This is a genomic window from Bifidobacterium sp. 2450, from assembly GCF_041900695.1.
Classification (GTDB): domain Bacteria; phylum Actinomycetota; class Actinomycetes; order Actinomycetales; family Bifidobacteriaceae; genus Bifidobacterium; species Bifidobacterium longum.
Window position 1 is genome coordinate 1 of the sequence record NZ_JBHEEA010000018.1, and the last position, 13052, is coordinate 13052.

At 55.8% G+C, this 13052-nt stretch carries 11 protein-coding genes; 5 read left to right on the top strand and 6 right to left on the bottom strand.

The genetic code is table 11. From position 1 onward, the window contains the following. Positions 1-114: 114 nt before the first annotated feature. Positions 115-1299 (top strand): IS256 family transposase, encoded by a 1185-nt coding sequence (locus ACEUKI_RS09170; RefSeq protein WP_131218582.1) that lies wholly within the window; start codon positions 115-117, stop codon positions 1297-1299. Between the two features lie 361 nt (positions 1300-1660). Here the strand turns inward: ACEUKI_RS09170 and ACEUKI_RS09175 are convergent, their stop codons facing one another. Next, positions 1661-2095 carry a hypothetical protein gene (locus tag ACEUKI_RS09175; protein WP_374156767.1) on the bottom strand — a complete coding sequence of 145 codons (435 nt, stop codon included), beginning with the start codon at positions 2093-2095 and terminating at the stop codon, positions 1661-1663. 292 nt (positions 2096-2387) lie between these two features. Between ACEUKI_RS09175 and ACEUKI_RS09180 the strand changes: the two genes are divergently transcribed. Then, positions 2388-3806 (top strand): polysaccharide biosynthesis tyrosine autokinase, encoded by a 1419-nt coding sequence (locus ACEUKI_RS09180; protein ID WP_374156768.1) that lies wholly within the window; start codon positions 2388-2390, stop codon positions 3804-3806. Positions 3807-4032: 226 nt separating this feature from the next. Then, positions 4033-5355, top strand: a complete 1323-nt coding sequence (locus ACEUKI_RS09185) for a hypothetical protein (RefSeq protein WP_374156769.1) — start codon at positions 4033-4035, stop codon at positions 5353-5355. 63 nt (positions 5356-5418) lie between these two features. Here the strand turns inward: ACEUKI_RS09185 and ACEUKI_RS09190 are convergent, their stop codons facing one another. Together ACEUKI_RS09190 and ACEUKI_RS09195 are read right to left on the bottom strand one after the other, a co-directional pair. Next, positions 5419-5874, bottom strand: coding sequence for a hypothetical protein (locus tag ACEUKI_RS09190; RefSeq protein WP_374156770.1), 456 nt, complete (start codon positions 5872-5874; stop codon positions 5419-5421). A 216-nt stretch (positions 5875-6090) separates the two neighbouring features. After that, positions 6091-6474: a YjzC family protein gene (locus tag ACEUKI_RS09195; protein ID WP_374156771.1), complete on the bottom strand. Its 384-nt coding sequence runs from the start codon at positions 6472-6474 to the stop codon at positions 6091-6093. A 108-nt stretch (positions 6475-6582) separates the two neighbouring features. Here ACEUKI_RS09195 and ACEUKI_RS09200 point away from each other — a divergent pair, with 108 nt between their 5' ends. Then, positions 6583-7644 (top strand): AAA family ATPase, encoded by a 1062-nt coding sequence (locus ACEUKI_RS09200; RefSeq protein WP_374156772.1) that lies wholly within the window; start codon positions 6583-6585, stop codon positions 7642-7644. Then, entirely contained in the window at positions 7637-9916 is a 2280-nt protein-coding gene (locus ACEUKI_RS09205; protein WP_374156773.1) for a S8 family peptidase, read from the top strand. The genes ACEUKI_RS09200 and ACEUKI_RS09205 overlap by 8 nt, the downstream gene beginning before the upstream one ends. A gap of 138 nt (positions 9917-10054) precedes the next feature. On the opposite strand, the gene ACEUKI_RS09210 is transcribed toward ACEUKI_RS09205, so the two are convergent. From ACEUKI_RS09210 to trxA, 3 genes are all read right to left on the bottom strand, one after another. Further along, positions 10055-11038, bottom strand: coding sequence for a G5 domain-containing protein (locus ACEUKI_RS09210; RefSeq protein WP_374156774.1), 984 nt, complete (start codon positions 11036-11038; stop codon positions 10055-10057). Positions 11039-11151: 113 nt separating this feature from the next. Beyond that, the gene (locus ACEUKI_RS09215) at positions 11152-12420 is read right to left on the bottom strand and encodes an ISL3 family transposase (RefSeq protein ID WP_374156775.1); all 1269 of its coding nucleotides are present in this window, start codon (positions 12418-12420) and stop codon (positions 11152-11154) included. A gap of 258 nt (positions 12421-12678) precedes the next feature. Further along, positions 12679-13050 carry a thioredoxin gene (gene trxA, locus ACEUKI_RS09220; RefSeq protein ID WP_374156776.1) on the bottom strand — a complete coding sequence of 124 codons (372 nt, stop codon included), beginning with the start codon at positions 13048-13050 and terminating at the stop codon, positions 12679-12681. Between the last annotated feature and the right edge of the window lie 2 nt (positions 13051-13052).

Consider the following 13052-nt stretch of genomic DNA (forward strand, 5'->3'; position numbering starts at 1 on the left):
GAGATTTTGCGCACTTTGGTTTGGGCTTGAGATAGGGGCATGGCCCGTGTCCTGTGTACGATTTTCAGTCGCCAGACATTAGAAAACCGCGATTGGAAACGAGGGCACGAAGCCATGTCACAGCAGATTCTACAGGTCGACCAGGCCATGTTGGAAACCACCCTGGACCGGATGGTCCGCAAAAGCGTCGAGGAGACCCTGAACGCGATGCTCGACGCCGAGGCCGACGAGATCACCGGCGCCGCGCGCTACGAGCGCAGCGGGGACCGCAAGGCGTACCGGGCCGGCCACTACGAGCGCGACCTGACCGTCAAGGCCGGCAAAATGAGCCTGAAAGTGCCGAAACTCAAGGGCGCGGTGTTCGAGTCGGCCGTGATCGAACGATACCGTCGGCGTGAGGAGAGCGTCGAGGAGGCCTTGATCGACATGTACCTGGCCGGCGTCTCCACCCGCCAGGTCGATGATGTCAGCCGGCTCCTGTGGGGCGACCGCATGCCCTCGCAGACCCTGAGCGACAAGCTCAAGCGCGTCTATGCGGATATCGACGCATGGCGGGGCAGGCCCCTCGAACAGGATTACCCGTACCTGTTCATGGACGGCGTGTGGCACAAAAGGTGCTGGGGCGGGTCCGTGGAGAACGTGAGCATCCTGGTGGCCATCGGCGTCGGCATGGACGGGCGGCGCGAGGTGCTTTCGGTGGCCGAGGGCATGAAGGAGGACGCGGAAAGCTGGCGCGAATTCATCAAAGGCATGCTCGCACGAGGCCTCAAGGGCGTGAGACTGGTGACGGGAGATCGGTGCGCGGGGCTGGTCGCCGCCGCGGGCGAGCTGCTGCCCGATGCCCGCTACCAGCGGTGCATGGTGCATTTCGAGCGCAACATACTCGCCAGGGTCAACCCCGGGAACCGCGACTGGGCGGCCGACGCACTGAAGGCCGTGTTCTCCATGGAATCACGCGACAAGGCGTTGGAGAAGGCCGAATCCGTCGCCCGGGACATGGAATCCAGGAAACTCAAGGAGGCCGCCAAATGCCTGCGCGAGGGCATCGGCGAGACCACGACCTACCTGCTCGACGACTACCCGCGCGAGCATAGGCGTCGGATCCGCACCAACAACATGATCGAACGGCTCAACCGCGAGATCAGGCGCAGGACCCGCGTGGTCGGCTCGTTCCCCGACGGACGCAGCGCGTTGATGCTCGTCTGCGCGAGGGTCCGCTACGTGACATCCGACGAGTGGTCGACGCGCCGCTACCTCGACATGTCAAGGCTCGGTGAGACCGTACCAGCAGCGAACTGATCACCGCCACAGGGACGGGCGAAGACCAAAGTGCGCAAGAGTTCGGGCACTACCCTACGGCCTCCACCACGTCACCAACCTCATCGCCCTGGTCATGCTCCGATGCGGCGGACCCGACATACGACTGCCACAACCCGCAATCTAACCCACGAAAACAGCAGAAGCCTCTAACTTAAGTGCAATCTGACATATACTCATTGCCTGTTGTGCGCAATATTTCAAATTAGATTCTGTTTATTGATTTCAGCCATACCATTCATGTCGTGCGACATGAGGGGAAAATACTGTAGAGGCATGAATCCTCGGTAACTGAAAAACCAGGCCTCTACAGTATCCACGAAATCGCAAATTAAGCGAAAAATCACTCGGCCTTCTTGCGGCCGCGGCGCTTCATAGTGCCGGCGGTGGCGTTGGCAACGTCGAAAATCACAGTCTTGTCTTCCGGGTAAGCAGTGCCGTTGGTGGAAACGAAAGAGACTTCACCTTCCGGAGCCTCGGCAAGCGTGAAGTATTTAGAAATTGCTTCAACAAGCACGGCATCCTTGATGCTTACAGACGTAGTCTGCTTGCCTTCACCCTTGCTGAACTTCACGGCGTTGTCTGCCTTGGCGGTAGTCGGAGTGACGGCAATTTGTTTGGTCTTATCGTTGATGAGGATTTTGACCTGTGCTGGAAAATTCAGCACTTCTGCGGTGGCCTTATTAAAACGTACAACGGAATCGGTAACGGTCATTACCGTTTTGCCAACGGGCTTAACTAGCTGAACTTCTTCAAATCCTTGAAGCAAGGATGCCATAATATACTCCTTCGCACTGCATAAATATTATTGACAATATTGATTGTAATGAATGATGATTCGAATCACAATTTTGCATATCACATTTTTAGTTTCAATTCATAATATGGGATAGAGAAATATCGTCGTCGCAGGGTATATCGCGAAACTTTACTGTAATTGCAATCGTGTGCAGTTATTTTTGCGGCTGTATCAAGGGTTTCAGGCGATGCCCATGGTCTCGAGAAGTTCCCCAGTAGGTGCTAAGTTATGAATCATCTGTGAGAATTTCCCGAAGAGGTAAGGAAGAACATTGACCATCGCTGACTTGCTGCAGATTGTTCGCAAGCATCTCGCGTCTGCGATTATCTCGTTCGTGGTGGTGTTTGCTGCAGTCGCAGCTGTCACGTTCATCATGCCGCCGAAGTACACGGCTACGGCTGAAGTGTTCGCCACGTATGCCGGTCAGTCCGGCGAGACGCAGACCACCAACGATATGAGCTCGGGTGCCAATTATTTGAACACCCAGATCAAGACGTATCCGGAACTGGTAAAGACCGAAGCCGTGCTTCAGCCCGTCATTAAGGATCTCGGCCTGGATATGACCACGACCGATCTTGCCGGCGTGGTGACCGCTACGAACCCCACGAACACGTTCATGGTGGATATCTCGGCGGAAGTCGGCGATCCGCAGCAAGCGGCCGACATCGCCAACAGCGTGGCGAAGAACCTCTCCGATCAGATTTCCTCTGACCTGTACAACAACTCCTCTTCCAGCGGCTCTCCCATCAGGCTCACGGTAGTGCAGAAGGCCCAGACTCCTACCAGCCAGAGCTCCCCGAACATTCCGCTGTACCTGGCCGCCGGCCTGATTCTCGGCATCATCGTGGGTATCGGTGTTGCTCTGCTGAAGGACATCCTCAACACCAAGGTGGACTCCACCGATGACGTGCGCGAGCTGACCCATGCTTCTTCGCTGGGTACTGTGCCGCAGGCTTCGATTCTTGACGACAGCCGCCCGGTCGTAGTCGCTCAGCCGGCCGGTAGCGAGGCTGAGGAATTCCGTCGTATTCGCATGAACCTTTCGTTCCTTACCACCACCGCCACGCAGGGTCATGGCCGACTGCTGGTCATCACCTCTACCGATCCGTCCGAAGGTAAGACGACGGTTTCCTCCAACGTTGCCGTGGCTCTCGCCGAGGAAGGCAAGAGTGTGCTGCTTATCGACGCCGATCTGCGCCACCCGTCCGTGGCCCACAAACTCGGCATCGAAGGCCACGTGGGCCTGTCTCACGTGCTGTCTCGCCAGGCATCTCCGGCCGACGTCATCCAGAAGTACTGGAAGCCGAACCTGCACATCATGCCGGCCGGTAAGCGTCCGGCTAATGCCAGCATTCTGCTGAACTCCGATCTCATGAAGGAAATGGTTAATCAGGCTCTCACCCAGTACGATTACGTGATCATCGATACTGCTCCGCTGTCCATTGCCAGCGACGCCACCGTATTCGGTCGTATGGCCGGTGGTCTGGTGCTCGTGACCGGTAAGGGCGTTGTGGAGAAGAAGGAGCTGAAAAGCACCGCTACGGCTCTGCAGACCGCCGAAGTGCCGATTCTCGGCTTCATCTTCAACTTCGCTGACCCGAAGAAGATGCACTCGAAGAATTATTATTACTACTATTACGAGGACGGCAACAGGCGCAGCTCTCATAAGGGCGCCAAGAGCAAGGGCTAGGGCAAGAAGGAAGGCCGCAAGTAGTAGTTTCGGCGTTTGCCTATTGTCTTGCAATATGGACCGTGCGGTACCTCTGTGCCGCACGGTTTTTTACTGTTATAAGACTGAATTATTTGGGTGCATGATGCTGGCTGTATATCGAATAGTAAAGAATTGTGACATTCTTGAATACCAGCTGGCACGCTCGGCATAGGGCTGGATAAACTGACAGTTTGGAATGACTTCAATGACGCAAAGGAATGAGAAGAGCATGGGAACAGACGAACGCCCTGAACCGAACGCGGAATCTGGTTCCTCTACGTCGCCGGCTCGCGGCGATATCGTCGATACCTTCTGGGACATACCTCCTATCTCGTTTAACGAGAACGCAGGCAGCGCTGCGCCGGGTGACGGCAACAGTACTGGTGCTGTTGCGGCGAATACTGATGGCGGTGCCTCTCCCTTTTCCGATGCTGCGGAGAGCGCTCAGTCGCCTCAGCAAGATGACATTGCGACGCTGCCGCTTTTTGCGCCGGTTCCTGAAGCCAAGCCGCAACGTGATAGTGCCACAGACGATCTGAGCATCGATTTCAGTGCCATCGAGCGGAACCCTGAACCGGTGGAGGAGCCGGAGGGAGACCGCGCGGCAGAGGTGTCTCGCGGCGGCAAGGGCGGCAAGAAGAAGACCAAGGGCATTATCGTTTCGGTGATTGCTGCGCTGGTGGTGATTGCAGCGATCATTGGTGGTGTATGGTACTGGCGTTCCAGCGAGCAGCGTCAGGAAAGCCATCAGCCGCATCAGGATGCGTTGACGGCATGTACTGAGGCCGTGGACCAGAATTCCACCGCTCAGAAGGCGCTGACCAAGGCGTTGGCTGATACCAAGAGTGCTCAAAGCATTACAGCTGATCAAGTGGCTGACGGTGCGACCGTGGATGCGCTGAAGAAGACAATCGCCGCGGTAAAGAACGTGGAAGCGGTGGAGTGCAAGACTTCAGCTTCTACGTCGGACCTCAAGGAATATGCCAAGACGGCCACTAGCCAGACCAAGACCGCCAAGAAGAACGCCACTGCGATTACTGCCGCGGCAAAGGCCGTGACGGACAGCAAGAACGCTAAGGATCAGGCTGACGCCCAGCAGGCGTTGCAAGGCAAGATCACCGAGGCACAGACTTTGCTGGACAACAGCCTGTATGCCGTCGACGATAATTCAACGCGAGTGACGCTGGAAAGCGACATCGCCAACGCCAATACCGTGCTGTCCCAGCAGGGCACTGACGTAAAGACCATGCAGGATGCCGTCAACACGCTGACTGCGTCCATGGATGCAGTAAACACGTCCATGGCCAACTACAGCGCAGCTGTTGAGGCTCAGCGTGCGCAGAGCCAATATCGGTATCGCTATTCGAACCAGGGAACGACCACTACGACGCCCCGTGATACTACGACCACGACGCCCACTACTCCTACCGAGCCTACTACTCCGACGCCACCTACCACCCCAACTACGCCTCCTCCTCCGCCCGCCCCCACGCCTCCCCAGCCGGAGGATCCTAAGAGATCGGAATAATTTAGTTCGATGACAAATGAAGGCCCTGCAGATTTTCTGCAGGGCCTTCATAAATCCAAAACATTATTTTGTGAGGTCATCAAACCAATCTTTAGTGCGCTCCCATAATGCCCATTTTTTGTCATCGATTATGAAATCCTCGACATATTGGTATATGCCAAGAAAGTTGTACGTGCCCTTTTGCTTTAAGAAAGTAGCACGTTCATGACCGGGCTTGGTATGGTCAAACCGCTCTAGCAAGTATTTTTTGTCATATTCATCTGTGTTGGCCTTCTTTGATAAGCAGTTGCCATATGTCCCATTGTCTCCATTCAAAAAGACGACGATGTAATCGGTAGGTGTTGATTTGTTATCTGCCATATAAGAAATATTTAATGGGCCTACTCCGCGCATGTTTTTTGATTTGTAATCAGTCCCACACATGTCGTTCACCGCGTCTGCAATGATTCGGTAACCATGATCTGTCAAGGGCTTTTTGAATTTTCTAGTTCCAATATTTCTTGCTCGTCTATTGGCCATGTCAACTTCCTTGTATCGTGACGCTTCGGAGTTATCTAATTATATAAAAGTTTGTTTAGTGACGAGACAAAATATTGTCTTGCCTAAAGCAACACACCGGCGTCATGGCATTCATTGATTAATCTAATTGGATTGGGCGTTCTCTGGCGAAGCGGCCGGAGAACACCCAATCATCGCACCGCTGTGGCGTGAAATATTGGGCCTACAAACGACGACTCAATGTTTCGCCGCGGGACGGTGCTGCCATAGGTGTCCGCTTTCCTGTGTAGGTGGAAGCCTGTCTCCCTGATCGATGTGTACGATGCGTGGATTGGCAACTGCGCCTCCGCGCGGTCCGACCTCCACGTAGGTTCCCGGGCGGCGGTTGTCTTCGCCGGGCTTATGATTCGAAGCCATAGTGGTCTCCTTTATAGTCTGGAGCTCTATATCCGCATGGGGGTGGCCATGAGGCAATCCCACGCGGTAGACTTGCGATGTCGTTTTCTCAATGACATGCGAGTCCAAGGGCTCGTTCCGGACTCCGACCTGTTCCCGCAGGCCGGAGTTTTTCTTTACCGCGGCCCATGTGGACCGCTTAGCATAGCGTATCACTAGGAGCATTGAAAGACAAATCCTTATTGATTTGAGACATAGATGTCATTGATTAAAAGTATGCTGATTAGATATCAGTTGGAGTCGAGTGAGCGGATTGTGAGGGCGCATAGGATCATGAAGAAGAAAGACGTGCTGAACCTGATTCGGTACCACGCTGAGCATAACGATGCGGCATTCCGCAATGAGGCGTATGGTATCGCAAAGGATTTCGACCGTTCCGGCGATGTGCAGTTGGCATCCTATATCATCGCGCTATTGTCGGATGCTAACACTTTCATTCCACAGGTCGCAGATTCGGCCGCGCGGTCAGAGTTTCTTACGAAGAGGCCAGTGGTAAAGACGTCGCTGCCTTTGCCGGAGCCCATTACAAACGATATCCAGGGGATTCTCAATGCAATCGGTCGGAACGTTGGTATCCACCGGTTTCTGTTCCATGGTCCAGCAGGTACGGGCAAAACAGAGTCGGTTAAGCAAATATCAGCCATCCTACGGCGTGATTTGTACGTGGTGGATTTCAGTATGGTCGTGGACAGTAGGCTCGGACAGACGGCGAAAAACATTGCAAAGTTGTTCGATGAGATTAACGGTTTCACTCAGCCAGACCATGTGATTGTGTTGTTCGACGAGATTGACGCTCTCGCATTGGACCGTGTCGATTCCCATGATGTGCGCGAGATGGGTCGGGCCACGTCTGCGCTGCTGCGCCGGATGGACGAGCTGTCGGAGCAAGTTATGCTGTTCGCTACCACTAACCTGTTCACCAAGTTCGACAAGGCATTCGTCCGTCGATTCGATGCTGTCATTGATTTCGGCAGATATACGCGTGAGGATTTAGTTGACGTAGCCGAAAGCATCATGAACGACTACGCCGGCCAGTTCTCATTCATCAGCAAGAACATACGATTGTTTCGTAAGGTTCTTTCTCTGGCCGAGCGGCTACCGTATCCGGGCGAGATGGAGAACCTCATCCGCTCATCTATCGCATTTAGCAAGCCTAATGACGAGTTCGACTATCTACGGCGCCTCTACGTCGCGCTGGTATCTGACGGTGCAAAGAACATCCAAGATGTTCGAGCGCTGTATGGTCAGGGATTCACGCTACGCGAGGTGGAAATATTGACAGGTATTTCTCGTAGCACCATCGCACGGGAAGTGAAGGAGCGTGACAATGAATAACGCACTGCGACTTAAGGGTAAGTTCCAGACTAGGAAGGCCCAGCGTCCTGGAGCGCCCACACTGCCAGCACGCGCGAAGGTCTCTGCGGAAGACGTGGATGACAAGATCAAGCAACTGCAAAGTGTGCATGATTTTTGGAACAGACGGAAGGCGCCTGTCTTGCCTCTGGTTGAAGTGCATTATAGAACTGTGGTGGCAAAGAGCAATCGTATACGTCAACTGCTGTCTGGACCGGGGAAAAGAGCCAACGACTCTATCGTCGGGGCCTACTTCGAAGAGATTAACGGCCTGCCGTGCCATGTCATCACTCATTATGTGACTATGCCAATTATCGAATCAACTATCGCCGATTTGAAAGCATGTCGGACGATATTAGAACGACATGACGGTGACATCGACGCGGATGGTTTGGCTGCGCTCACCAAGGCTGGTCTCGACCGGATCGACTCGAACACTGGTCTAAGCAAGACTGCCTTCGCCCAGATTGTCCGAGACGTGTATTATATCAAGCGCTTCGATGTCAAGCAGCATGTTGACGAGCAGATGGACCGTTCTCTGGTTACCATCTATAATACCAATCGCGATATTCCCCAGACCGTGACGCTGCTGAACTCCCTAGGTGTGGACGTTATCTCAGCGAATCTGCTCGATTCCACCACCATCCGCATGACCCCCGACCAATACGATGTTCTCGCCAAGTCCGCGCCGTATCTGGTCGCCATGTCGTTGAAGGATGTTTCACAATTGGAGTTTGAACCGGCTTCCACACGCGATGAGTATGCGCCCGACATTCCCGAGCCGGGCAACGAGCCGATTATCGGCGTCATTGACACGCGATTCGACATGGGTGCATACTTCTCTGACTGGGTAGAATATCACGATGAAATCGACCCCAATCTGGGCGAGAATTCTGACGATTATATGCATGGTACAGAAGTCACATCGCTCATTGTTGATGGTCCCACTTTGAACCCGAGTCTTGATGATGGGTGCGGTCGTTTCCAAGTACGTCACTTCGCTGTTGCGAGGGAAGGGCGGAACAGCTCGTTCGCCATCCTCACTGCGATACATCGTATTGTTTCTGCAAACCGGGACATCACCGTCTGGAACCTGAGTCTTGGCTCAACTTTGGAGGCACCTGAGAACGCCATCTCACCCGAAGCGGCCATCCTAGATAGATTGCAGAACGAATACGGCGTAATCTTCATCGTTTCCGGAACCAACAAGACGGCAGCCGACGACCGGAACAAACCAAAACGCATCGGCGCACCTGCGGACTCTATCAACGCGTTGGTCGTTAACGCCATCTCCATCCTCAAGGAACCAGCAAGCTACACGCGAGAAGGTCCTGTGCTCCAATTCTTCCGCAAACCCGATCTCTCATGCTTCGGTGGTGACGACACTGAACGCATGGCCGTCTACAAGCCAGGCGGCATCGCTCTGACGGCTGGTACCTCGTTCGCGGCCCCGTGGATCACACGAAAGATGGCCTATCTGATACACGTTATGAACCTGTCACGGGAAACAGCCAAGGCTCTGCTCATTGATTCCGCATCTGGGTGGGGTGCCTTCCCATCTACTGGAATCAAGCTCGGTTACGGTATCGTACCCACGCATATCAAGGATATCTTGACTACGCCGTCCAATGAGATACGGTTCGTGCTCGAAGGTGCCGTCAATGCTTTCGAGACCTACAACTGGCGTATCCCGGTGCCAGTCGTGAATGGAAAATATCCCTATATGGCGAGAGCAACACTCTGTTACTTCCCGAAATGCGACAAGAACCAGGGTGTCGATTACACGGACACTGAGCTGGATCTTCATTTTGGACGGATGAAGGCCGATGGCGTTGATTCGCTCGACAACAACGTACAGGGCGACCCAACCGCGCGAACTTACGAAGGGGACGCACGAAGGCTCTATCGCAAATGGGATAACGTGAAACATGTCAGCGACATTGAGAAATCCCGTTTTGTGCCCCGAGCCACCCGAGGTATCCCGTACTGGGGCTTCAAGATTCGCAAAACCGAACGTTTCGACCCGCAAATCGACGAGAACGGTATTATAGGGGCCAATGCTGGCGACGGTATACGTTTCGGTATCGTGGTGACCCTGCGCGGTATGGATGGACGCAATCACTACGACGAGTTTAAACAAAACTGCCAGCTGCAGGAAGAGCCATGGATTGTCGAGGAAATCGATATGAATACTAATATTGAGCTCTACCACGAAGCAGACGTGAACATCGACTTTGATGATGATAATGAATAGAAATGAGCTTAGTTTTGTTTCGTGTGCTAACTAAATCGGCGAGATTAGACTATTCCGTTACTGGAACAGTCTGATGGCTGACCGTTTTTCTGAATATGCAAAAGCCCCGCGACTTAGGCGGGGCTTCAGATGCATGGCTTAGTAGCTCTTGTGTGCCTGCCAGTACGCGTACGCGCCGGAAATCGAACCATAGCGGCCGTTGCAGTAGTTCACAAACCACTTGAACTGGGTCTGGTAGTTGGTCTGCCAGTCTGCACCTGCGGAAGCCATCTTGCTGCCTGGCAGCGCCTGCGGCAGGCCGTAAGCACCTGAAGACGGGTTCGTGGCGGTGGGGCTCCAGCCGGATTCGTGGCTGATGATGAAGTTGGCGGCGGTGAAGTCGGCCTCGGAGTAGCCGTTGGAAATCAGGTAGTCATGCGCCCAGGACTGAATCTCGCCGGCCGGCGTGGTGGTGCCGAGGCTGGCGGCGCTGGACGAAGACACGGTGGCGGTGCCCACCAGAATCACCTTGTCGACCGGTGCCTTCTTGACCCATGAGGTGAACACGTTGGAGGAGACGACCTTATCGCCGGAGCGGGTCACCAGAGACGTGGTCTCCAGCACACCCTTCTCACCCTCGGTCTCGACCTTCTCCTGGCCATTGGGCAGGCTCGAGGTCTCTTTGCGTACTTCATTGAAGGCGATATCGGTGTCAGTGGTCTCCACCGTGGTGTTGGCGCGGTCGACGGAAATGACCGTGGACTCGGTGACCTTGGAATCCAGGCTTGGGCTCACGCTATCTTCCGGATCGAGAACGATATCACCGGTTTCCAGCACATCCTTGACGGTGGTCATGTTGTCTTTTTCGCCGAGAACCACGCGGGACTTGCCGTTGACCTTGACGGTCACATAAGTGGTGCTCTTGAGCGCGCCACGGGAGGCCGAGCGGGAAGCTGCGCCGTCGGTGGCGGAGAATGAGGTTGGGGTGATGGGATGCGTAGCGGTGCTCGCCTGATAGAAGTCGCGAGATATAATGCCTGCAGCGGCAATGAGACCCACTGCGGCTACGGCCGCTGCGATCTTCGCCCACTGACCCCGAGATAGGGTTTTGACGATTGAGGTTCGCTCAGCGTGCTTCGACATTGCGCTCCTTGGTTGGGTACACACTGCTCTCCATCATAGGACGTTGAGTGGATGAATAAAAAATGGCTCTTCGGGTGTTTGTGTGGGTGTGAATCATCTGTCTTGCTTACTGTCTATTGGCGTCCGGGGAGTTGGAGGTTGAGTCCGCCGCATTTGAGCATGACCAGGGCGATGAGGTTGTCGAGGTTCCGGTAGCCGTAGCCGATCTTGATGGTGGTCTTGATCCTGTTGTTCACGGCCTCGAGCCTTGCGTTGGACAGTCCGCTGCGGATGGTCCTGAGGATGTCGAAGCGGCGTCGGTCGATCTTCTCGCCGAGCGGGACGAATCCCGGGATGCCCGACAGGAACGCGTCCGCGGCCCATTGGCGCAGCAGGGGCGCGGCCGTCTCCGCCGTCTGTTTGAGGATCATCCTGAGGCGTTCCTTGAGCTTGTACGCCTGCCAGAGGGTCTCGTCGGTGTTCGCCACGCATTCCAGTTGGGCCTTCTGGCCGGCGGCCAGGTCCGGCCCGTTCTTGAGCAGCGCCCACCGGGCTCCTTTGATCGGGTCCTTCGCGCCCTTCCCGGCCGTGCCCGTCTTCCTGGCCTCGCGCCATGCGGCGGTGCGGACCTTGTCGAGCGCGTCGGTCGCCCAGCCGACGATGTGGAACCCGTCGAGGATGCGTTCGGCCTGCGGGCACCAGCGGAACGCGCACTCGTCGATCCATCTGGCCCCGTCGCCGGTGATGACCCGGATGGATTCGCGCTGGGCGGGCGTGAGCTGTTGGAAGAACAGGTCGAAGACCTTCTCCCCGTGGCCCTGGTGCATCCAGATGACGCGTCCCCGGTCGTGGTCGACGACGATCGTCATGTACTTGTGCCCGCGCTTGTAGCTGGTCTCGTCCACGCCGATGGAACGCAGATGGTCGAACAGGCCCGCGCCCTGTTCGGCGCGCAGCTCGTCGGCGACGCGCCGGCAGACCGGACCGACGCTCTTCCAGTCGACGCGCATCAGCGCCGATACCGCGCTCCTGGGCGCGTGCACGCTCAACCATGCCACCTGCCGCTCGAAGTCATACGTGTACGCGCTCTTGCGCCTCGCCCACGGCACCATCGCGACCGTCACCCCATGGGCCCCGCAGTCGACGCGCGGCGGCGCGTATTCCAGCAGGAGTTTCGCGCAGCCGATGTCGAGTTGCCGCCAACGCCGCGCGGGCAGACGGTCGTACGGCCGGCCATGCCCGCCGCATTCGGCGCAACGGCCCGTGTCCCTCGCGTACGGGCGCACCGGTACGACGACCACGTCGCCGCCACGGCGATCCTTCTCGATGCGCGGCGCGCCGGTCACGACGTTCGCGGGCAGGTGCAGCATGCGCTTGAGCGCGCCGGCTGATATGGTGGGCACAGGCGTTCCTCTGTTCTTCGGTTCTATTCTTGGCGGAAACAAACCTAACAGAAGAACGCCCCTCTCATACCCGCACACGCGAAAACCCCGGCAACGACACCGATACTCACACCCTCACCACACAAACTGGCGAAGACTCTAAAAAATCCGTGGTGGGTGTTCGACCCGCCACGGATGGCATATGTAGTAGTCATCAGTGCAAGGAAGCACTATATATGGGCTTTTTCCCGTGCTTCCGCTGCCGCAGCGTGATAAGGCTTACTGCTGCTCCTGTGCTGCCTGCTGTGCTTTGGCGGAGGCCAGATCCAGCGCCTTGGCCTGGGCGATGAGGTCGTCCAGATCGGAGGCCTGCAGCGCGCCGGCCTGCTGGAAAATGACATCGCCCTGCTTGGCAATCATCAACGTAGGCACAGCTTGAATGCCGGCAGCCTGAGCCAGATCCTGATTGGCGTCGATGTCCACCTTGACGAAAGCGATGTTCGCATTCTCCGGCTCGTTGGACGCAGCCTCGAAAATCGGGCCGAATGCTCGGCACGGACCGCACCACGTGGCCCAGAAGTCAACGAACACGATTTCGTTGTCGGTGATGGTCTTCTCAAACTCAGCTGAAGTGATGGCGGTGGTGGCCATTG

What these genes read in the sequence shown, in the direction of transcription:
- ACEUKI_RS09175 (WP_374156767.1), bottom strand. Translation starts at nt 2,095, where the DNA reads ATGGCATCCTTGCTTCAAGGATTTGAAGAAGTTCAGCTAGTTAAGCCC.
- ACEUKI_RS09205 (WP_374156773.1), top strand. Translation starts at nt 7,637, where the DNA reads ATGAATAACGCACTGCGACTTAAGGGTAAGTTCCAGACTAGGAAGGCC.
- ACEUKI_RS09170 (WP_131218582.1), top strand. Translation starts at nt 115, where the DNA reads ATGTCACAGCAGATTCTACAGGTCGACCAGGCCATGTTGGAAACCACC.
- ACEUKI_RS09210 (WP_374156774.1), bottom strand. Translation starts at nt 11,038, where the DNA reads ATGTCGAAGCACGCTGAGCGAACCTCAATCGTCAAAACCCTATCTCGG.
- ACEUKI_RS09185 (WP_374156769.1), top strand. Translation starts at nt 4,033, where the DNA reads ATGACGCAAAGGAATGAGAAGAGCATGGGAACAGACGAACGCCCTGAA.
- ACEUKI_RS09190 (WP_374156770.1), bottom strand. Translation starts at nt 5,874, where the DNA reads ATGGCCAATAGACGAGCAAGAAATATTGGAACTAGAAAATTCAAAAAG.
- trxA (WP_374156776.1), bottom strand. Translation starts at nt 13,050, where the DNA reads ATGGCCACCACCGCCATCACTTCAGCTGAGTTTGAGAAGACCATCACC.
- ACEUKI_RS09195 (WP_374156771.1), bottom strand. Translation starts at nt 6,474, where the DNA reads ATGCTCCTAGTGATACGCTATGCTAAGCGGTCCACATGGGCCGCGGTA.
- ACEUKI_RS09200 (WP_374156772.1), top strand. Translation starts at nt 6,583, where the DNA reads ATGAAGAAGAAAGACGTGCTGAACCTGATTCGGTACCACGCTGAGCAT.